The 21,546-nt window shown below is 45.7% G+C and carries 20 protein-coding genes; 15 read left to right on the forward strand and 5 right to left on the reverse strand.

The features are described 5' to 3' along the window. Positions 1-74 precede the first annotated feature (74 nt). Positions 75-2,033, forward strand: a complete 1,959-nt coding sequence (locus OCU46_RS04950; protein ID WP_141272172.1) for a DNA topoisomerase III — start codon at positions 75-77, stop codon at positions 2,031-2,033. 47 nt (positions 2,034-2,080) lie between these two features. Here OCU46_RS04950 and OCU46_RS04955 read toward each other — a convergent pair whose 3' ends face one another. Together OCU46_RS04955 and OCU46_RS04960 are read right to left on the reverse strand one after the other, a co-directional pair. Further along, positions 2,081-2,767 (reverse strand): SDR family oxidoreductase, encoded by a 687-nt coding sequence (locus tag OCU46_RS04955; RefSeq protein WP_141272173.1) that lies wholly within the window; start codon positions 2,765-2,767, stop codon positions 2,081-2,083. Between the two features lie 104 nt (positions 2,768-2,871). Then, complete coding sequence (locus OCU46_RS04960; protein ID WP_141272174.1) at positions 2,872-3,612, reverse strand: YciK family oxidoreductase; 741 nt, start codon at positions 3,610-3,612, stop codon at positions 2,872-2,874. Between the two features lie 88 nt (positions 3,613-3,700). Between OCU46_RS04960 and sohB the strand changes: the two genes are divergently transcribed. Then, positions 3,701-4,759, forward strand: a complete 1,059-nt coding sequence (gene sohB, locus OCU46_RS04965) for a protease SohB (protein WP_141272175.1) — start codon at positions 3,701-3,703, stop codon at positions 4,757-4,759. Between the two features lie 34 nt (positions 4,760-4,793). Here the strand turns inward: sohB and OCU46_RS04970 are convergent, their stop codons facing one another. After that, positions 4,794-5,108 carry a cupin domain-containing protein gene (locus OCU46_RS04970; RefSeq protein ID WP_141272176.1) on the reverse strand — a complete coding sequence of 105 codons (315 nt, stop codon included), beginning with the start codon at positions 5,106-5,108 and terminating at the stop codon, positions 4,794-4,796. A 200-nt stretch (positions 5,109-5,308) separates the two neighbouring features. Here OCU46_RS04970 and cmk point away from each other — a divergent pair, with 200 nt between their 5' ends. The 7 genes from cmk (at position 5,309) to OCU46_RS05005 (ending at position 10,776) form a co-directional block, all read left to right on the forward strand. Then, the gene (gene cmk / locus OCU46_RS04975; protein WP_141272177.1) at positions 5,309-5,986 is read left to right on the forward strand and encodes a (d)CMP kinase; all 678 of its coding nucleotides are present in this window, start codon (positions 5,309-5,311) and stop codon (positions 5,984-5,986) included. Between the two features lie 121 nt (positions 5,987-6,107). Then, positions 6,108-7,778 (forward strand): 30S ribosomal protein S1, encoded by a 1,671-nt coding sequence (rpsA, locus tag OCU46_RS04980; RefSeq protein WP_141272178.1) that lies wholly within the window; start codon positions 6,108-6,110, stop codon positions 7,776-7,778. Positions 7,779-7,856: 78 nt separating this feature from the next. Then, a complete protein-coding gene (gene ihfB, locus OCU46_RS04985; RefSeq protein ID WP_141272179.1) occupies positions 7,857-8,141 on the forward strand; it encodes an integration host factor subunit beta in 285 nt (94 codons plus the stop codon). A 190-nt stretch (positions 8,142-8,331) separates the two neighbouring features. Further along, positions 8,332-8,640: a LapA family protein gene (locus OCU46_RS04990; RefSeq protein ID WP_141272180.1), complete on the forward strand. Its 309-nt coding sequence runs from the start codon at positions 8,332-8,334 to the stop codon at positions 8,638-8,640. Between the two features lie 9 nt (positions 8,641-8,649). Then, on the forward strand, positions 8,650-9,819 hold the full coding sequence (gene lapB, locus OCU46_RS04995) for a lipopolysaccharide assembly protein LapB (protein WP_141272181.1): 1,170 nt from the start codon (positions 8,650-8,652) through the stop codon (positions 9,817-9,819). A gap of 86 nt (positions 9,820-9,905) precedes the next feature. Then, positions 9,906-10,598 (forward strand): orotidine-5'-phosphate decarboxylase, encoded by a 693-nt coding sequence (pyrF, locus tag OCU46_RS05000; RefSeq protein WP_141272182.1) that lies wholly within the window; start codon positions 9,906-9,908, stop codon positions 10,596-10,598. Positions 10,599-10,635: 37 nt separating this feature from the next. Continuing rightward, positions 10,636-10,776, forward strand: a complete 141-nt coding sequence (locus OCU46_RS05005; RefSeq protein WP_167495412.1) for a hypothetical protein — start codon at positions 10,636-10,638, stop codon at positions 10,774-10,776. 780 nt (positions 10,777-11,556) lie between these two features. Here OCU46_RS05005 and miaE read toward each other — a convergent pair. Beyond that, entirely contained in the window at positions 11,557-12,315 is a 759-nt protein-coding gene (gene miaE / locus OCU46_RS05010; protein ID WP_141272183.1) for a tRNA isopentenyl-2-thiomethyl-A-37 hydroxylase MiaE, read from the reverse strand. 158 nt (positions 12,316-12,473) lie between these two features. On the opposite strand from miaE, the gene cysB reads away from it, so the two are divergent. Together cysB and OCU46_RS05020 are read left to right on the forward strand one after the other, a co-directional pair. Further along, complete coding sequence (cysB, locus tag OCU46_RS05015) at positions 12,474-13,448, forward strand: HTH-type transcriptional regulator CysB (RefSeq protein WP_119010832.1); 975 nt, start codon at positions 12,474-12,476, stop codon at positions 13,446-13,448. A gap of 51 nt (positions 13,449-13,499) precedes the next feature. Next, a complete protein-coding gene (locus OCU46_RS05020; protein ID WP_141272184.1) occupies positions 13,500-14,684 on the forward strand; it encodes a methyltransferase in 1,185 nt (394 codons plus the stop codon). A 35-nt stretch (positions 14,685-14,719) separates the two neighbouring features. Here OCU46_RS05020 and ald read toward each other — a convergent pair whose 3' ends face one another. Further along, entirely contained in the window at positions 14,720-15,844 is a 1,125-nt protein-coding gene (gene ald, locus OCU46_RS05025) for an alanine dehydrogenase (protein ID WP_141272185.1), read from the reverse strand. Between the two features lie 157 nt (positions 15,845-16,001). Between ald and lrp the strand changes: the two genes are divergently transcribed. The 4 genes from lrp to OCU46_RS05045 all read left to right on the forward strand — a co-directional run bounded on the left by lrp (position 16,002) and on the right by OCU46_RS05045 (position 21,507). Next, positions 16,002-16,493 carry a leucine-responsive transcriptional regulator Lrp gene (gene lrp / locus OCU46_RS05030; protein WP_017027685.1) on the forward strand — a complete coding sequence of 164 codons (492 nt, stop codon included), beginning with the start codon at positions 16,002-16,004 and terminating at the stop codon, positions 16,491-16,493. Positions 16,494-16,614: 121 nt separating this feature from the next. After that, entirely contained in the window at positions 16,615-19,515 is a 2,901-nt protein-coding gene (locus OCU46_RS05035; RefSeq protein WP_208733567.1) for a DNA translocase FtsK, read from the forward strand. 33 nt (positions 19,516-19,548) lie between these two features. Further along, a complete protein-coding gene (gene lolA / locus OCU46_RS05040) occupies positions 19,549-20,151 on the forward strand; it encodes an outer membrane lipoprotein periplasmic chaperone LolA (protein WP_141272186.1) in 603 nt (200 codons plus the stop codon). Positions 20,152-20,160: 9 nt separating this feature from the next. Then, a complete protein-coding gene (locus OCU46_RS05045; RefSeq protein WP_141272187.1) occupies positions 20,161-21,507 on the forward strand; it encodes a replication-associated recombination protein A in 1,347 nt (448 codons plus the stop codon). Positions 21,508-21,546 lie beyond the last annotated feature (39 nt).

Here is a 21,546-nt window from a genome sequence, read left to right on the forward strand (position 1 = left end):
CCCTTTACCATTCTTGCACTTAGATTGCTGGGTATGTATATTTATCCAGTAATCTACTTTCATTTAATTTCTTTATGACCCGACTTTTTGTAGCAGAGAAACCTAGCCTAGGTCGCGCAATCGCCGCCGCACTTCCCAGACCCCACAAGAATGGACAAGGGTACATTGAATGTGGCAATGGCGATGTCGTAACTTGGTGTATCGGTCACCTTCTCGAACAAGTCGAACCTGACGCTTATGATCCTCGTTATAAAAAATGGGATCTAGTGGATCTGCCCATCATTCCCGACGCGTGGCAATTACGTCCACGTAAAAGCGCGGCCAAGCAGTTAGCAGTGGTTAAAAAGCTTCTTAAATCTTCGAAACAAATCGTCAATGCTGGAGACCCTGATAGAGAAGGGCAGTTGCTGGTGGATGAAGTCTTTGATTACTGCAAGGTAACTAAAACTAAGAAGGAAGCGGCTCAACGACTGTTGATCAGTGATTTAAACTTGGCTGCGGTTAAGCGCTCGCTTGCTAGCATGCGCAGCAACCGAGAATTTATACCTTTGTCCGTATCTGCTCTCGCGCGTTCGCGTGCCGATTGGTTGTATGGGATGAACATGTCCCGCGCATACACCTTGCTGGGTAAAAAAGCGGGATACAATGGTGTGTTGTCCGTCGGCCGAGTGCAGACACCTGTACTGGGTCTTGTTGTGCGTCGCGATATGGAAATTGAGCGCTTTGTGCCGCGAGATTATTTCACCTTGCATGCTTTGATACCCTATCAAGAGAGTAGCCAAGCTTACGATATCCGTGCTAAATGGGTGCCGAGTGAGGCGTGCGCAAAGTGGCAAGATGAAGATGGTCGAGTATTGCATCGTGCTTTGGTGGAAAATGTGGCCAATCGAATCAAGGGCCAGCCAGCTAAAGTGGTTAAGTCAGAGCAGAAGAAGACCAAGCAAGCTCCGCCTTTGCCCTATTCATTAAGTGCACTGCAGATAGATGCCTCTAAGCGCTTTGGTATGAGTGCGCAGCAGGTGCTCGATCTCTGTCAGTCGCTTTATGAAAAGTATAAGGTAATTACTTATCCGCGCTCAGATTGTCGCTATTTGCCTAAAGAGCATTTTAAGGAAGCGTCCTCGGTGTGCGCTGCAATCTTAGCGAACTCTTCAGAGCAAAAAGTGGCGGTGGAAAACACGAACTTATCGTTGCGTTCTAAGGCATGGAATGATGCGAAAGTTGATGCTCACCACGCCATCATCCCTACACCAAAGAAAGCAAGCAGTTTGCCTGTACAAGAGTCTAAGGTGTATCAGTTAATCGCAACCCAGTATTTGATGCAGTTTTACCCGTCGGCTGAATACGCAGAATCTAAGCTTGAGTTTGACATTCAAGGTGGAAAGTTTGTTGCCTCTGGTCGCCAGCTAATTCTGCCCGGTTGGAAGGCACTATTTCCTACTCGCCAAGGCGCAAACACGAGTGGCAATAAGGAAGATCAGGCACCGTTAGTTCCTGCGTTGCAAGAGGGGCAAGCACTTATCTGCCGAGAAGGGGAGATTAAACAAAAGCAAACTGAGCCTCCTAAACATTTTACTGAAGCCACATTACTACAAGCAATGACAGGTATTGCGCGCTTTGTTCAAGATGACTCACTAAAGAAAATTTTAAGAGAAACTGATGGGATTGGTACTGAGGCCACTCGAGCGGGCATTTTAGATACTTTATTTAAGCGCTCTCTTTTGATGAGAAACGGGAAATCAGTATTGAGCACTCCGGCTGGGAGAGGTCTTGTAGAAGCATTGCCAGATCTTTCTACTTATCCGGATTTGACGGCGCATTGGGAAAAGCAACTACAAGATATGGCGGAGAAAAAGCAGGCTTATCAGCCCTTTATTAGCCAACTGCAACAGCAATTGTCTCAATTGATGGATACTGCTAAATCCGGCCCTGTTCCAGATTCTTTACGCTCTTTGCCAGAAGTGAAAAAGCCTGCCTTTAAAAAACGCCGCTCGAGTAAGAAGCGTTCTTACTCGAAAGGTGGCGCCAAATAAGCGGGCTTTCGTGCGTAGCAAGAGTTTGCTGAAGCACTGTTAAAGAGTCACCAAGATATAGTCTGACCATCATAGTTATAGAAACCACCGGATTGTTCATCTCCAGCCCCTTCTATTACTTCAACCAAGCCTGCCACTGATTGGTTTACATCAATCAGTGCGTTGGGTCCGCCCATGCGAGTTTTTACCCAGCCAGGGTGCAGTGCTAATACGGTATAGCCCTGCGGGCTTAAATCGTTATGCAGGCTTTTTACCACAGAGTTAACGGCAGCCTTTGATGAGCGATAAATATATCCGCCCCCAGAGGTGTTCTCTTGCATGCTGCCAACCCGAGAGGAGAGGATTGCGATGCGTTTTTCAGTGCTCTTTTCAAGCACAGGGTATAGCGCCTCTACTAGCTTCAAAGGAGCGATGGTGTTGATTTCTAATACCTTTCGCCACTCTTCAACATCTGTATCACCGAAGGTGCAGCCCTTTGGACCGTAATAGCCAGCGTTATTGATCAGCAGGTCTAACTGTTCAAACTCATTCTTAAATGCGCGAACTGCAGCGTAATCGGTCACATCTAGATGCCTGACGCGTAAGTTATCGTATTTTTCACAAAGACTGAGAAGCTCTTCGCTAGAGGCTTCGCTTCTATAGGTCGCGACAACGCTCACCCCCTTTTTTAAATACGCAGTGGTAAGTCCAAGACCAATCCCTCGATTGGCGCCAGTAATCAAAACGGTACGCATAGCTATTCCTTATCGCACATGATCTCTAACTCTATCTTTAGCATGTCTTATGCGGGGAATCAGCCTTAGTAGAGGGACAAAATGGTTCTTGTGAGTTACCTCAATTATTTTGGTTGGGCATCCACGCATAACCCACTGATTTCTTGAGATTGTTCACTCATTAGGTAGAGGTAAAGCGGCATGATCTCCAACGGTGTTTTAAGGGTTGAGGAGTCTTCTGCAGGATAAGCGCCCGCTCTCATTGAAGTGCGAGTAGCGCCAGGGTTGATGGCATTGATGCGCACATTAGTATTACTCAGTTCATCTGCCAGAACCTGCATCATACCCTCGGTAGCAAACTTGGAAATAGCATAACTACCCCATAGCGCACGTCCAATATGTCCAACCGTAGATGAGGTAAATACAATGCGACCAAATCCCGCTTTTCTAACTAATGGAAGGAGCGCTTGAGTCATTAAAAATTGAGCCTTGACGTTGATTTGCATCACTTCATCAAAGGTGTCTTCTTCAATTTGGTCAAACGGGCTGATCATGCCTAGCACTCCTGCATTGTGCAGTAAGCCGTCTAAGCGACCGTATTGCCCCTCAATGGTTTCAGCCATATCAATATAATGCTGTTTGGTAGCACCTTGCATATCCAATGGGACAATCGCTGGCTCTGGGTAGCCTGCGTTGACAATCTCATCGTACGTTTTTTCTAGCTTGTTAACGGTTCGACCAAGCAGAATAACGGTAGCGCCATGTTGGGCGTAAGAAAGGGCAGCTTGTTTGCCAATGCCGTCTCCGGCACCCGTCACTAGAATAACTTTGTCTTTTAAAGCGTCAGTTGCTACTGCGTAATCCACAATCTGAGTCCTTTTGTATGCGGTTTTGATTTAACGAATATGAATAGGACGTTACAATACAACAATATTCATCTTCAGGGATAAGACATTGGAATTTTTGTTAGATTACGGCTTGTTTTTGGCCAAAATTGTTACGTTTGTCGCCGCTATTATCGTGGTTTTGGTGATTGCAAAATCGGCATCAACTAAATCAGGCGCAAAGGGATCACTTGAGGTGACCAACCTGTCTGAGCAGCATGAACAAAATATCGAACTGATGGAGCATCATCTGCACGATGAAGCGTTTATCAAAGCTCGTGATAAAGCGGCTAAGAAGAAGCGTAAGGAAGAAGAAAAAGCTCGTGGTAAAGAGATCAAAGAGGCCGTCAAAGGTGGCGAGTTAGACTCTAAGCGTAAACCACATCTATTCGTGCTGGACTTTATTGGCAGCATTGACGCGAAAGAGGTGACTAATCTTCGAGAAGAAATCACGGCCATACTTGCATGTGCTCGCGAAGGAGACGAAGTGTTAGTGCGTCTAGAGTCTGGCGGCGGCATGGTGCATGGCTATGGTTTGGCCGCTTCACAACTGGATCGTATCAAGGCGGCAAACATTCCATTGACTATCTCGGTGGATAAGGTTGCAGCGAGTGGTGGCTACATGATGGCATGTGTGGCAGATAAGATAGTCAGTGCGCCATTTGCGATTGTGGGTTCTATCGGTGTGATCGCTCAAATCCCTAACTTTAATAAGCTTCTGAAAAAGAACGATATTGAGTTTGAACAAATGACTGCCGGTGAGTACAAGCGTACGTTGACCATGTTTGGCGAAAATACTGATAAAGCGCGCGAGAAGTTCAAGCAAGAACTGGAAGAAACCCATGTGCTATTTAAAGACTTCATCCGTGAACGTCGCCCGGAGCTTGAACTTGAGAAAGTTGCAACGGGTGAGCACTGGTATGGTAGTCAAGCACTGGAGCTTGGTCTGATAGATAAAGTGCAAACTTCAGACGACTTAGTTGTAGAGGCGTGCAAGGATAAAACCGTTCTGGCAGTTCATTACGTGCAGAAGAAGAAGTTGGCAGACAAGTTTGGTAAAGCGGCTGCAGAAGCGACCGATTCAGTACTGCTAAAATGGGTTCAACGTGGTCAACGCCCAATCGTATAGTAGGAAACGGTTTAGGGGATAAATTGTTTTAGTGCTAGCGATAGAATACAGCTAACCATAGGGTTGGCTCAGCAGGGGTGGTCCACGCCACCCTATGCTTCTGATAGGCTGGTATATTGAGATACTCGCCAACGCCTAACCTTATCGTCTTCCCATTTTCAAATTCAATCTCACCTTCTCCCTTTAGCACGATTACCCATTCATGTTCATCTTGGTCATACCAACCTTGCGCTGGCGAGGTGTGTCCGTGAGATAGAATACGCTCAATGCGAACATGGTCATTTTTGAATAGGTCACTAAATAGCTCGTCGGGTAAATCATTGGGTATATCTGAGAATAAATTGGGCATAAAAACTTCCTTTTTATGACTATTTTATTATAGCGCTATTCAGTCGTCCTGCATGCTACCTAGCCTGCGAGCCATCCGCGTATAATCTTCTGTGTTATTACTCGCAGAGTGGGGTAATTACCTCTATAATATGCCGCGCGTTCAAAGAGACGCACTTAGGGCAAAGACCCACAACAACAAGAAAAACATCTGGAGTAAATATGTCTTCTCTTTCTCCTGTCATTACCGTAGACGGCCCAAGTGGGGCGGGTAAGGGCACTTTATGTATGATGTTGGCTGAAAAGTTAGGCTTCCAATTACTCGACTCAGGTGCGATTTATCGTGTCCTAGCGCTAGCGGCAATTCACCATGGTGTAGATATTGAATCAGAAGATGCCTTGGTACCTCTAGCGACACACTTAGATGTACAATTTATCGCTCAGGGCGACCTAGTCCAGGTTGTACTGGAAGGTGAAGATGTTTCAAGTGAACTAAGAAAAGAAGAAACAGGAATGGCAGCCTCTAAAGTTGCTGCTTTGCCTCGTGTTAGAGAAGCTTTGTTACGACGCCAGAGAGCGTTTCAAGCTGAACCTGGCCTAGTTGCTGATGGCCGCGATATGGGGACAGTAGTTTTCCCAAGCGCTGTGGCAAAGATTTTCCTAGATGCAAGCGCTGAGGAACGAGCACAAAGACGCTTTAATCAGTTGCAAGGCAAGGGCTTAGAGGTTAGTATTGACCACCTTTTAAGCGAGATCCAAGAACGTGACTATCGCGATCGCAATAGAGCGGTTGCACCTTTACGTCCTGCGGAAGACGCTTTAGTGCTTGATTCTACTGAACTTTCTATTGAAGAAGTAGTAGAAAAAGCCTTACAATTTATCGAATCTAAATTGTCTTGATTCCACCTTTTTAAGGTAATCAGGGCACTATGGAACGTTGGTCGCAAGGATGATGACTGGCGAATTTATCAACCCCTCGAGGCAGGATGCCCGTGGACGTTTAAATATTGAAGATCAAATAATGACTGAATCTTTTGCTCAACTCTTTGAAGAGTTTCTAAACGAAACTGAATTCCAACAAGGCAGCATCGTTAAAGGTACTGTAGTAGCTATCGAGAACGGTTTCGTTCTTGTTGACGCTGGTCTTAAGTCTGAGTCTGCTATCCCTGCAGAACAATTCAAGAACGCTGCTGGCGAACTTGAAATTGAAGTAGGTTCTGAAGTAGACGTAGCTCTTGACGCTGTTGAAGATGGTTTCGGTGAGACTCAACTTTCTCGTGAGAAAGCTAAGCGTCACGAAGCTTGGATCGTACTTGAGAAAGCTTACGAAGAAGCTGAAACTGTTGTTGGTATCATCAACGGTAAAGTTAAAGGCGGTTTCACTGTTGAACTAAACGGTATCCGTGCTTTCCTACCTGGTTCTCTAGTAGACGTACGTCCTATCCGTGACACTGCTCACCTAGAAAACAAAGAGCTAGAGTTCAAAGTAATCAAGCTTGACCAGAAGCGCAACAACGTTGTTGTTTCTCGTCGTGCTGTTATCGAATCTGAAAACAGTGTTGAGCGTGACGAACTTCTTGAGACTCTACAAGAAGGTACTGAAGTTAAAGGTATCGTTAAGAACCTTACTGACTACGGTGCATTCGTTGACCTTGGCGGCGTAGACGGCCTACTTCACATCACTGACATGGCTTGGAAGCGCGTTAAGCACCCATCTGAGATCGTTAACGTTGGTGACGAAATCCTAGTTAAAGTTCTTAAGTTCGACCGTGAGCGCACTCGTGTTTCTCTAGGTCTTAAGCAACTAGGCGAAGATCCATGGGTAGCTATCGCTAAGCGTTACCCAGAAGGTCACAAGCTAACTGGTCGCGTTACTAACCTAACTGATTACGGCTGCTTCGTAGAAATCGAAGAAGGCGTTGAAGGTCTAGTACACGTATCTGAAATGGATTGGACTAACAAGAACATCCACCCTTCTAAAGTTGTTAACGTAGGCGACGAAGTTGAGGTTATGGTTCTTGAGATTGACGAAGAGCGTCGTCGTATTTCTCTAGGTCTAAAACAATGTAAAGCTAACCCTTGGCAGTCATTCGCTGAAATTCAAGCGAAAGGCGATCAAGTGACTGGTAAGATCAAGTCTATCACTGACTTCGGTATCTTCATCGGTCTAGAAGGCGGCATTGACGGTCTAGTACACCTATCTGACATTTCTTGGAACGTTGCTGGTGAAGAAGCAGTACGCGAATACAAGAAAGGCGACGAAATCTCAGCTGTTGTTCTTGCAGTAGATGCAGAGCGTGAGCGTATTTCTCTTGGCGTTAAGCAAATGGAAAACGACCCGTTCAACAACTATGTTGCTGACAACAAAAAAGGTGCTCTAGTTAACGGTACTGTAACTGCAGTAGACGCAAAAGGTGCTACAATTGAACTTGTAGACGGCGTTGAAGGTTACATCCGTGCTTCTGAAGTATCTCGTGACCGTATCGAAGATGCGTCTCTAATCCTAAGCGTTGGCGATAGCGTTGAAGCTAAGTTCACCGGTGTAGACCGTAAGAACCGCGTAATCAACCTATCTATCAAAGCTAAAGACCAAGCTGAAGAGCAAGAAGCAATGGCTTCACTGAACAAGCAAGAAGACGGCGGGTTCGGTAATGCTATGGCAGATGCATTCAAGGCTGCTAAAGGCGAATAATCACTTTTTTAACTAAAAGTTGATCGCTAAGAGGGGGCCATACGGCTCCCTTTTTTTGATTTGTGAATGAGGGAAACTATGACAAAGTCTGAATTAATTGAGAGACTGTGTGCTGAGCAGACACACTTATCTGCCAAAGAAATTGAAGACGCAGTAAAAGAAATTATTGAGCATATGGCCGACACCCTAGAATCGGGTGAGCGAATTGAGATTCGTGGTTTCGGTAGTTTTTCTCTTCACTATCGTGAGCCGCGTATGGGTCGTAACCCAAAAACTGGCGATCAGGTAGAGCTGGACGGAAAATTCGTTCCGCACTTTAAGCCAGGCAAGGAGTTACGTGAGCGCGTCAACGACAGCCTATAGTGATAAAGAGTAATGAAAACGGCACTTCATGATGGAGTGCCGTTTTTTCGTTGTGTGTTCAAGTTGATGAGAAACCACAATTTGATTATTGGATACTCAAGTCGATGATAATTTTCGAATTAGCATGGTGTAGAGTGCCGAATTACTGCATAATCACTGTTATTGCACTGATTTTAAAAGGGTAGTCTTAGTGAAAATTCTAAAGATAGCGTTAGTGTTGGTTCTGTTTCTTCTTGCGCTGGCTCTAGGCGCACAAAACCAAGAAGTGGTGACGTTTAACTACTTGTTGGCGGAAGGTGATTTTCACCTCTCTACGCTGATTGGTATTGTATTTGTGACTGGCTTTGTTATCTCAGGACTGATTTTTGGCAGTATGCACCTCAAATCTCAACTGCAAGTACGCAAGCTTAATAGAAAGCTGAAGAAGCTAACGCCTCAAGTTGCACCTTCTGCACCGACTACCCCGTCTGTACCCGCTTCAATTAAAACAGAGAAGTAAATTTATTGGATGCTTGAGTTACTGTTTCTACTCTTACCAATTGCAGCAGCCTATGGATGGTACATGGGCCAACGCAGTGCACGTCAAGATAATCAGAGACAGTCTAACCAAATTTCTAGGCAGTACGTTCATGGTTTAAACCTTCTTTTATCTGAGCAATCAGACAAGGCGGTGGACCACTTTATTGAACTTCTGCAAGTCGACGATGAAACCATAGATACTCATCTTGCTTTGGGTAACTTGTTCCGCTCACGTGGTGAGGTTGATCGAGCGATTCGTATTCACCAAAACCTCATTTCGCGTACCGAACTAACCATTGAACAAAAAAACATTGCTTTGCAACAGTTGGCGAAGGACTACATGGTCTCGGGCTTTCTTGATCGAGCTGAAAAAATCTACGAACAATTAGTGGATGAGCCTGATCATAAAGAGCAAGCATTGCAGCAATTGGTGGCAATTTACCAACAAACTAAGGAGTGGAGTAAGGCTATCCACTATGCCAGTATGTTGGTAAAAATGGGACGCAGAAAAATGCGCACCAGCATATCTCATTACTGGTGTGAGTTAGCGTTGAATGAAAAGGCCTTTGGCAAAAGAGCCAAATCCATTCAGTACTATAAAAAAGCGCTAGCGGAAGACCCTAAATGTGTTCGGGCCAACATATCGCTTGGCCGGATCTACATGGAAACGGAAGAGTACACCAAAACCATCAAGTACCTAGAAGCTGTCTTGGCTCAGGATGTGGACTTTGTCAGTGAGATACTGCCCAACCTCGCGGACTGCTATTACCATCTAGGGCAAGAGCCTGATCTATTAGAGTTTCTTCGTAAATGTATCGATAAGAAAGCGGGCGTATCAGTCGAGTTAATGCTGGCGCAAGTGGTTGCTCAACATGAGGGTACAGGCGCAGCTCAATCGTTACTGACTAGGCAGCTGGTTAAAAACCCAACTATGAAGGGTTTCTACCGCCTTATCGATTACCATATTGCTGAAGCTGAAGAAGGCCGAGCAAAAGATAGCCTAACCACTTTGCAAGCCATGGTCGGTGAGCAGTTGAAGGTCAAGCCTCATCACAGATGCCGCAAATGTGGCTACTCAACACATGCCCTTCATTGGCATTGTCCGTCATGTCGCAGTTGGGGCAGCATCAAGCCTATCCGTGGCCTAGACGGCGAATAAAATCGCGTTTCACTCTAACAATCTTTGACTGACAAGGTTAGAATAGGCGCGCCTTATCCCCCATGCCCAAACTAGGAGACCTTTCGATGGATCAAAAAGTGATCGTTGCCTTAGACTATGACAACAAAAATGACGCTTTAAACTTTGTAGACCGAATCGACCCAGCCTCATGCCGCTTAAAAGTAGGCAAAGAGATGTTCACTCTATTTGGCCCAGAGTTTGTTAAACAACTCCATCAAAAAGGCTTCTCTTTATTCTTGGATTTGAAATTTCACGATATTCCAAACACTTGCTCTAAAGCGGTTCGCGCTGCAGCTGAAATGGGTGTATGGATGGTGAATGTTCACGCTGGTGGCGGTGAGCGAATGATGACGGCTTCTCGTGAAATTCTTGAGCCTTACGGTAAAGATCGCCCACTATTGATCGGTGTTACAGTACTAACCAGTATGGAGCAATCGGATCTGGCGGGTATTGGCTTAGATGTAGAGCCTAAAGATCAGGTTCTACGCCTTGCACACTTAACCAAGAACAGTGGATTAGACGGTGTGGTATGTTCAGCTCAAGAAGCAAGTTTCTTGAAATCTGAACTGGGTAAAGAGTTTAAGCTAGTTACTCCTGGTATTCGTCCAGCAGGCGCTGCCGTTGGTGACCAAAAGCGCATAATGACCCCAGTTGATGCGATTCAAGCGGGCTCTGATTACCTTGTTATTGGACGTCCAATTACCCAAGCCGCAGACCCTGCGAAAGTGCTAGCTGAAATCAACGGCACACTTGCATAACTGTACTGTCATCCTGAACTAGATTCAGGGCCTTAGAGTGTGCCCAGCCTCATCATTGCCACTCTCCAAGTTACTGGATAACCGCGTAGCGGTTTCCAGCATGACGCTGTTGTTTACTCAAATAGTGCACAACAACGCCAATAACAACCGTCATCCTGAACTCGATTCAGGACCTTAGAAAGTGTCCAGTCTCAGTATTGCCACTCTCCAAGTTACTGGATAACCGCGCCGCGGTTTCCTGCATGACGCTGTTGTGTACTTCAATAGTGCACAACAACGCCAAGTACAACCGTTATCCTGAACTCGATTCAGGATCTTAGAAAGTGCGCAATCTCAGCATTACAACTCTCAAAGATACTGGATAACCGCGCCGCGGTTTCCAATATGACGTTGTTGTGTATTTCAATATTGCAAAACATCGCCAATGACAAACGTCATCCTGAACTAGATTCAGGACCTTAGAAAGTGCGCAATCTCAGCATTACAACTCTCCAAGATACTGGATAACCGCGCTGCGGTTTCCAGTATGACCCTGTTGTTTACTTCAATATTGTACAACAACGCCAAGTACAACCGTCATCCTGAACTAGATTCAGGACCTTAGAGAGTGCCCAGTCTCAGTATTGCCACTCTCCAAGATACTGGATAACCGCGCTGCGGCTTCCAGTATGACGAAGTTGTTTACTTCAATAGTGCCCAACAACGCCAAGTACAACTGTCATCCTGAACTCGATTCAGGACCTTAGAGAGTGCCCAATCTCAGCATTACAACTATCAAAGGTACTGGACAACCGCGCTGCGCTTTCCAGTATGACGTTGTTGTGTGATTCATTAGTGCAAAACATCGCCAATGACAAACGTCATCCTGAACTCGATTCAGGACCTTAGATAGTCCCCAGTCTCAACATTTCAACTCTCTAAGATAGTGAACAGGTACTTTGACAATGTACCGCGATCTCTACCAACTAGGCACACCACTATGAAACTTAAACTCGCTATCCGGCGAACTAATTAATTCAGCTTCAACCTTCGCAAAGTAAGCAACACGCTCGCTAATATCTTCACTGGAAATTTGCTGAGCTAGGGTCAAGTAATCTTGATAATGTCTAGCCTCTGAGCGCAGTAAAGACACATAGAAATTCTGTATATCTTCGTCCATATGTGGCGCTAGTGCAGCAAAGCGCTCGCAGGATCTTGCCTCAATAAACGCACCAATAATCAACTTATCAATTAATGTTTGTGGCTCATAGGTTTTCACATGCTTAAGTAGGCCTTTCGCATAGCGACTCGCAGGGACGTGATTGTACTCAATGTTGCGACTATCCATGATCTCTAGCACTTGATAGAAGTGGTGCAGCTCTTCTTTGATCAGCAGTACCATTTTATCGATAAGGTCTTGGCTATATGGAGAATCGGATTGAGCAATAATCCCTTTTGAGATATTACTCTTTCCTTTCAAGCTATTCAGGTCACCAATGCCTTTATAGGCAAATTCTTCATAGGGTTTGAACCATTCTAATAGTTGCTGTTTGCTGTCGTTGTTCGCTGCGTATTTACGGATAAGGAACATCGCGGACTGGCCAGCTTTTAACTCACATAGCAGGTGATCGATAAGCACCACAGGCAATCGCTCAGGCTTTTTAGCTTCCTCTATCCATTGCGTTGGAGTAGTGCAGTTGAGAAATTGATGAATGGGTTCGAGAAGGTGTTGATACATGAGAGATCCATTGTCATTACAGCGATGCCGTAGCCTAAGAAATTTGTTTAGCTGTGTCTATAGTGAGCTTATATCATGAATATCAATGAAACTACTTTTCATACTAATCTAAAAACGTTATAACTATTCATTATATGTAAAGGAATACGAGGCATAGCATGAAGCTACAGCAATTAAGATACATAGTGGAAGTGGTTAATCATAATCTCAATGTGTCTGCCACCGCAGAGAGTCTTTATACTTCTCAGCCCGGTATCAGTAAGCAGGTAAGACTGCTTGAGGATGAGCTTGGAATACAAGTGTTTGAGAGAAGCGGGAAGCACCTGACTCAGGTGACACCGGCTGGCGAAGAAATTGTCAAAATTTCTCGAGAGATCTTATCTCGTGTGGAATCGATAAAGTCAGTAGCCTCTGAGCATACTCATCCAGAAATGGGTACTTTGAATATTACTACCACCCATACTCAAGCACGCTATGCACTCCCAGATGTTATAAAAGGCTTTACCGCAAGATACCCTAAGGTTTCTCTGCATATGCACCAAGGGACACCTTCACAGATGTCTCAGGCTATTGCTAAGGGTACTGCCAATTTCGCTATCGCTACTGAGGCACTTCACCTTTACCATGATGCCATCATGCTACCGTGTTATCACTGGAACCGCTCTATAGTGGTGACTCGTGATCATCCATTGGCTAATAAGGCCAACGTGACCATTGAAGATCTTGCCTCTTATCAACTGGTTACTTACGTATTTGGCTTTACTGGGCGTTCGGAACTTGATGCCGCCTTTAACAAAGCAGGGTTAACACCAAGAATCGTATTCACTGCCACCGATGCTGATGTCATAAAGACGTACGTGCGCATGGGCATTGGTGTGGGCGTTATCGCTAGTATGGCCATTGACGAAGAGCAAGATAAAGATCTAGTGGCTATTGATGCTAGCCATATCTTTGGCGCAAGCACGACCAGTATTGGCTTTAGACGAGGTACCTTCCTGCGCAGCTATATGTTCGATTTTGTTGAGCGTTTTGCGCCACATTTAACTCGCCCAGTAGTAGAGCAGGCTATTTCTCTGAAAAACAATCACGAAATTACGGAAATGTTTAAGGATATTGAACTTCCGGTTCGTTAATCATTTCTAATTGATTCGCTTCCCTCTAAAATGAATGCCTTAGGGGGAAGCATGCTCACACACTTTACACAGCTCGATCATCTATTGCTTAAATGCCAACATCTATGGCGTTTTGAGCCTTTTCATGAAAGTCACTCTCGTCAACATCGATTTTCGGGCACGCCATTAGCCGCTTGGCTTGATGGATTATCTGTATCCGATGTACATACCTTAAAACACGACGTCTCGAGTGTGTATCAGCAATTGCAGCCATTTATCCCCGAACTTAAGGAGATAGAACCCTTAGTCGAGCTTGAGCACTCATCGTCGCCCCCTCTAGAGCTTAACGCTCATCTTGCCACTGGAATACCAGGAAGAAAGCTAGAACAAATTACAGCAATGGGTTCGCAGGCACTGCTTGCGCATTCGGGTGGAGAATGGTTGGAGTGGTGCGCAGGTAAGGGATTCTTAGGCCGAATACTGGCGCATCATTCTGGGCTGGCGGTAACTAGTTTTGAGTGGCAACAACCACTCTGTGAGCATGGGCAGGCCGAGGCTCATAAGCAAAACCTTCCTGTTACCTTTGTTCAAGGTGATGCCTTTAACTGCGATCATCAAAACGTCTTCAATAAAAAGCAACATGCCGTGGCCTTGCATGCATGTGGAGATTTACATGTTTCTTTGATGAAGCATGCGATGGATTATCAGTTGGCAGCGCTTTCAATAGCACCTTGTTGCTATCACCTGATTCAAGATGACCATTATCAGGCACTTTCTAGACCAGCTAAGCAGTCGGCATTGACGTTGTCTAAATCAGAGCTACGCATTCCATTGCAAGAAACGGTGACCGGCGGTGAAAGGGTAGAGCGCCATCGATACCAAGAAATGAGTTACCGACTAGGGCTGGATGAGCTATTGCGTGCAGAGCTCGGTTTGAGTGAATACCAGCCTATTCCCAGTGTTAAAAAGTCTCAGCTTCAGCTTGGGTTTGTTGAGTTTTGTGAGTGGGCGGCACAGCGAAAGGGCTTTGAACTGCCAGTGTGCGATTTTCTGCGCTATCAAAAACTAGGAGAGGAGCGCTTCGCGCGAATGGAAAAACTCAGCTTAGTGCAAATGGCTTTTCATCGACCACTGGAGATGTGGTTGATCTTAGATAAATCTCTTTATCTGCAAGAGCATGGCTATCAGGTATATCTCACGGAATTTTGCGAGAAAAAAATAACGCCACGGAATATTCTTATACATGCATCTAAATAGCTGACAGCTTGAAGCTGTCAGCTATTAGAGGGTTATCAAGCAAAAAGCTCTATGGCTTTACTAGGCTCAACATATTCTAGGTTGAAGTTTTCTGCGACTTCTTTGCATGTCACGATGCCGTGAATGACGTTAAGGCCATTCAAGAAGCCTTTGTCTTCCGTTAGCGCTTGTTTGTAACCCTTGTTTGCCAGTTTGATGATATAAGGCAGGGTTGCGTTATTAAGGGCGAAGGTAGAAGTTCTTGCTACAGCGCCAGGCATGTTTGCTACGCAGTAGTGCACTACATCATCAACAATATAGATTGGATCGGCATGAGTCGTTGCATGAGAGGTTTCAAAACAGCCACCTTGGTCAATCGCTACATCAACAATAGCAGCACCAGGTTTCATTGATTCAATATGTTTTTTTGTAACAAGTTTTGGCGCAGCGGCACCTGGAATCAACACCGCTCCAATCACGAGATCGGCTTCTAACACATGGCGACTTAGTGCTTCTTCAGTAGAATAAACCACTTTTGCTCGCCCTTGGAACTCTTCATCAAGCGCACGAAGAGTATCGATGTTTCGATCTAGGATAGTTACGTCAGCACGCATGCCTACCGCCATTCGTGCGGCGTTTGAGCCCACCACTCCGCCACCAATAACAACGACCTTTGCAGGCTCAACACCGGGTACACCGCCAAGTAAAAGGCCTCTACCAGCATTAGACTTTTCTAAAGCTTGTGCGCCAGCTTGGATGGACATTCTGCCAGCAACCTCTGACATAGGTGCAAGAAGAGGTAGCTGATTTAAGCGGTCGGTCACGGTTTCATATGCAATGCATACCGCTTTGCTATTGATTAGTTCCTCAGTTTGTGGAAAATCAGGAGCTAAGTGTAAATAAGTAAACAATATTTGCCCTTCGCGAAGCATTGCTCGCTCAATGGCTTGAGGTTCTTTTACCTTCACGATCATTTCTGCCTGAGCAAAAATTTCCGTTGCGGTTGGAAGAATGGATGCACCTGCTGCGATATAGTCATCGTCGCTGAAACCAATGCCACTGCCGGCTTGCGTTTCGACAATAACTTGGTGTCCGTTAGAGATAACTTCTCTCACGCTGGCTGGGACCATACCAACTCGGTACTCATGGTTCTTAATCTCTTTAGGGATACCAATTATCATCCTGACTCCTTATTGTTTTCTAGTTATAGTAACTGCATAAATTGCTTATGTGGGGTGTTATAAACTAGTATAAAGCTGTTTATTCAAAATTTGATGCTGAATATTTTTATATTGTAGTGTATGTTGTTGCAAGGAAGTAAAAAGGTGGAACAAAACCATGTTAGAAGCGAGTAAACCGTCCAAGGAACTGGACCGTATAGACAGAAATATTCTTAATGAACTGCAGAAAGATGGCCGAATCTCTAACGTAGAACTGTCTAAGCGTGTTGGTTTGTCGCCAACCCCTTGCTTGGAAAGGGTAAGACGTCTTGAGCGTCAAGGTTATATTTTAGGATATACCGCGCAACTTAACCCACAATATTTGGATGCCTCTCTACTGGTATTTGTAGAGATCACCCTAAATCGTGGTGCGCCAGATGTATTTGAGCAGTTCAACACTGCGGTACAAAAACTAGACGACATTCAAGAGTGTCATCTTGTTTCTGGTGATTTCGATTACCTGTTAAAAACACGTGTATCTGATATGGGTGCATACCGTAAATTGTTAGGTGACACCTTGCTACGCCTACCGGGTGTTAACGACACTCGTACGTATGTAGTTATGGAAGAAGTGAAGCAGAGCAATAACCTAGTGATCAAAACTCGCTAAATTGCTGATTCCCTGAGGTTCTATTTGGGTTTTTACCTCAGCATGTGTTTAAATGAAGATAATCACGAGCGACATTAGTCGCTCGTGTCGTTTATCCGACTCAGACCCGCATGCAATGGATATGTTGAAAAGAAATCCCAAAATTCGAACAGTAGTTCACAAGTCTCCTCAAAAAGCCAAGCCCAATCTCACCGGCATTCAACGCCTAAGAGAAGGGTGTCTTATCATTGGCGTATTGCTTGCTGTCCTTATGGCAGTATCACTGATTACCTTTAACCCAGCCGATCCTTCTTGGTCGCAAACCGCTTGGGGTGGGGAAGTGAAGAATGCGGGTGGTCTAATGGGCGCCTGGATAGGTGATACATTGTTATTCATCTTTGGCGTTCTGGCCTATTTCGTACCCGCTATTATCGTTCTGCTATCTTGGATTGTATTTCGTAAACGCACGGATACAGACCCTGTTGACTTGATGCTATGGGGTACTCGACTACTCGGCGGCGCGCTACTCATCGTAACCAGTTGTGGCTTAGCCGATCTGAACTTTGATGATATCTGGTATTTCTCATCAGGTGGTGTGGTGGGTGATGTCATTACCAGCCTGGCTCTGCCTACATTTAATACTCTAGGCAGTACACTTGTTCTTTTGTTTTTCTGGGGTGCGTCTTTCACTCTGTTTACCGGTATCTCGTGGCTGTCGATTGTTGAACGCATCGGACAGGGAACCTTATGGTGCGTTACTTCTTGCTTGAACTTTGTGCGTGGTGATAAAGAGCAGGTGCTTGAACCTACACGACTTGATGATCAAAAACTCGTTTATGCAGATACGTCTCCAGAAACAGCGCAGCCTTTTGTCGAAGAGACTGAGAGCACCTTATCAGCAGACCCATTACTGACACCGTCCAAGGAAGTTACTGGGGAAGAAACCCCATATAAGATCTATATGCCGGAGGACACCGAGGAAGAAACCTTTACCTTCGATAGAACCAGTAACCTCAATGCACCGATTGACCAGCTAGAGCGTGATGCTCAGCTAGCTAATGATTATGCCGATACTGAAGAACCGATAGTAGAGACTACTGCCCAGACTTTGGAACCTAGCCAAGAGTCAGCGCCAGAGATGTTGATCCCTGAAGTGGAAGAGCATTTTACTGCGACACAAGAGATAGTAGAGGAGAAGCCAAGCTTCCAGCCTCCAACGCTGGAAAGCGACCCCTTACTTGAAGATGATCAAGTACATGGCCATGAACATTCACATAATCATGACGCAGAGCTAGTCGGTGACGCTTCCGATTTTGATATTGTTGAAGAATCTGAAAAGCCAGAACCAAGCATTTCTGTCGAGTCACTTGATGAGATGGAAGAGCAAAACACTGTCTCAGAGCAAGATGATCAACAACCAGACACCGTCGTTGAAGAGTTAACGGACGCGGAAGCCTTTGCTAAACAAGTTGCCGATGCCAAGGCAAAGCAGGCTGCCTCTCAGAATCCTTTCTTGATTCGCAAAGATGCTGACCTTCCGGTGCCAACCAGCCCAATGCCAACATTGGAACTGCTTTATCACCCTGAAAAGCGTGAAAATCATATTGATAGAGAAGCGCTGCAAAACATAGCGCGACTGGTTGAGTCTAAGCTGGCTGATTATAAAATTAAGGCTGCGGTAGTAGGCATTTTCCCAGGCCCTGTAATCACACGATTTGAACTAGACCTAGCACCAGGGGTCAAAGTATCAAGGATCTCTAGCTTGTCTATGGACTTGGCCCGCTCGTTATCTGCATTAGCAGTGCGTGTTGTCGAAGTCATTCCAGGTAAGCCTTACGTGGGTCTTGAGCTTCCGAACATGACTCGTCAGACCGTATTTTTGTCTGATGTTATCTGTAGCCCGCAGTTTATCGAGAACAAGTCCCCAACAGCTGTGGTTCTTGGTCAAGACATTGCCGGTGATGCTGTTGTGGCAGATCTGTCTAAGATGCCTCACGTGTTGGTGGCGGGTACTACAGGCTCGGGTAAGTCGGTAGGTGTGAACGTGATGATTCTGAGTATGTTGTATAAATCAACGCCAGATGATGTGCGTTTCATCATGATTGACCCGAAAATGCTTGAGCTTTCTATTTACGAAGGCATTCCTCATCTGTTATCCGAAGTGGTTACGGATATGAAGGATGCGTCGAACGCGCTGCGCTGGTGTGTTGGAGAGATGGAGCGTCGCTACAAGCTGATGTCAGCTCTTGGTGTGCGAAACCTGAAAGGCTTTAATGAGAAGCTGAAAATGGCTGCGGACGCAGGACATCCAATCCACGATCCTCTGTGGCAGCCAGGTGACAGTATGGATCAAGAAGCGCCTCTTCTTGAAAAACTGCCGTACATCGTGGTTGTGGTTGACGAATTTGCTGACCTTATCATGGTTGTGGGCAAAAAAGTTGAAGAGCTTATTGCTCGTATCGCGCAAAAAGCGCGTGCAGCGGGTATCCACCTTATTCTGGCTACTCAGCGTCCATCAGTGGATGTGATTACAGGTCTGATTAAGGCAAACATCCCAACCCGTGTTGCATTTACAGTATCCACCAAGACTGACTCTCGAACCATTCTCGATCAGGGTGGTGCAGAATCCTTGTTGGGTATGGGTGACATGTTGTACTTACCACCAGGTTCTAGCCATACCATTCGTGTACATGGCGCGTTTGCGTCAGATGACGATGTACATGCGGTAGTGAATGACTGGAAGGCGCGAGGTAAACCTCAGTACATTGATGAGATCACCAAAGGTGAACCATCACCAGAAACCTTGCTTCCGGGCGAAAAAATGGAAGGGGAAGAGGATACTGACCCGCTGTTTGATCAAGTGGTTGAGCATGTGACTGAAACTCGCCGTGGCTCTGTGTCAGGCGTGCAGCGTAAGTTTAAGATTGGCTACAACCGCGCAGCTCGCATCGTTGAGCAACTTGAAGCGCAAGGTATCGTGTCGGCTCCTGGCCATAATGGCAACCGAGAGGTGCTTGCACCGCCGCCAATTAAAGATATGTAATAGGGCCTTTTGGCCCAATATTTTGAGAGTAGTATGAAAAAAATATTAGTGAGTCTATTAGTGTTGGTATCAGGCGCTGTGTCTGCCAACCCACAACAAGAATTGGTACAACGTCTAGATAAAACCGATGGTTTTACTGCGCAGTTTTCTCAAACAGTAGTAAGTCCTGATGATGAAGTTGTTATGGAAGGAACAGGCTCTGTTGAGATTGCAAGGCCAAGCCTATTTCGCTGGACCACCAATACCCCTGACGAAAATGTATTGGTGTCTGATGGTGAAACACTGTGGTACTACAGCCCGTTTATTGAACAAGTGAGTATTTATTGGCAAGAGCAAGCGACAGAACAAACGCCGTTTGTATTGCTAACACGCAACAAAGCGAGTGATTGGGATAAATACAACGTAATTCAAAATGGCGATCGCTTCACCTTAACCCCAACGGACGCAACCTCAACGCAGGGCCAGTTCCAGATCGACATCAATGAAGCAGGAGCAATCTCTGGCTTTAATGTAGTGGAGCAAGATGGTCAGCGTAGTAAGTTTACCTTTAATGACTACCGCACCGAAACGCCAGCTAAGACGCGATTTGTGTTTGAAATCCCAAATGGGGTTGAAGTTGACGACCAGCGTAACTAAACCTATATCATGAGCAATATGCAATTTGATTTCTCAACGGGAGAGGATTTCCGTCCTCTTGCAGCGCGTATGCGCCCAAGAACCCTTGAGGAATACGTAGGTCAACAGCATGTCTTAGGCCCAGGTAAGCCCTTATACCGAGCCCTACAGGCAGGGCAGCTTCACTCCATGATCTTATGGGGCCCGCCGGGCACTGGCAAAACTACATTAGCCGAGGTAGCTGCAAGCTATGCCGACGCTAGGGTAGAGCGAGTGTCAGCGGTAACCTCCGGCGTGAAAGACATTCGAGCAGCCATTGAAAAGGCTCGTGACAACAAGGTGGCTGGACATCGCACTATCTTGTTTGTCGATGAGGTGCATCGCTTCAATAAGAGCCAGCAAGACGCTTTTTTGCCGCATATTGAAGATGGCACGGTCACCTTCATTGGAGCAACCACCGAGAATCCTTCTTTTGAGCTCAACAACGCACTGTTGTCGCGAGCGCGTGTCTATAAGCTGGCGTCCCTAAATACGCAAGATATTGAGCAAGTGATTCAGCAAGCCTTAAGTGACGATGAACGCGGCTTAGGTAAGCTCAAGGCAGAGTTTATCGGTGAGAGCGATCAGCGCTTAGCTGAGCTTGTCAGTGGTGATGCGCGTATGGCGCTGAACTACCTAGAGCTGCTGTTTGATATGGCGCCAGAAAAAAATGGCGTCAAACAGATAGATCTTGAACTGCTGGCACAGGTGGCTGGCTCAAAAGTGGCACGCTTTGATAACAAAGGCGATATTTGGTACGACCTGATTTCGGCAGTGCATAAATCAATACGAGGCTCAAACCCCGACGGGGCGCTGTATTGGAGTGCTCGTATGATCAAGGCCGGTTGCGATCCCTTGTATATTGCCCGTCGCTTGTTAGCCATTGCCTCTGAAGATATTGGCAATGCTGATCCACGTGCCATGCAAGTAGCGATCAGTGCGTGGGATTGCTTTACTCGCATAGGCCCCGCAGAAGGCGAAAGGGCATTGGCTCAGGCTGTGGTCTATTTAGCGTGCGCCCCAAAGAGCAACGCCGTTTATAAAGCGTGGAAACAAGCGCTGCAAGATGCCGACGATACATCAGAATTAGAAGTACCTCATCATCTTCGCAATGCACCAACTAAATTAATGCAAGATTTAGGTTATGGTGAGGAGTATCGTTATGCTCATGATGAACCCGGTGCCTATGCAGCAGGTGAATGCTATTTCCCTCCAGAAATGAGTGAGACTCGCTACTATTTCCCTGAAAATCGTGGCCTAGAAACAAAAATTGCTGAAAAGCTGAACTATCTCCATTCTTTAGACGAAAAAAGCACGCGAAAGCGCTATAAAAAGTAGTGTTTTTTAGATATCTTTGTTCGATTGAAATTTTACCCT

Origin of the sequence: Vibrio comitans, from assembly GCA_024346835.1 — a bacterium.
GTDB lineage: Bacteria > Pseudomonadota > Gammaproteobacteria > Enterobacterales > Vibrionaceae > Vibrio > Vibrio comitans.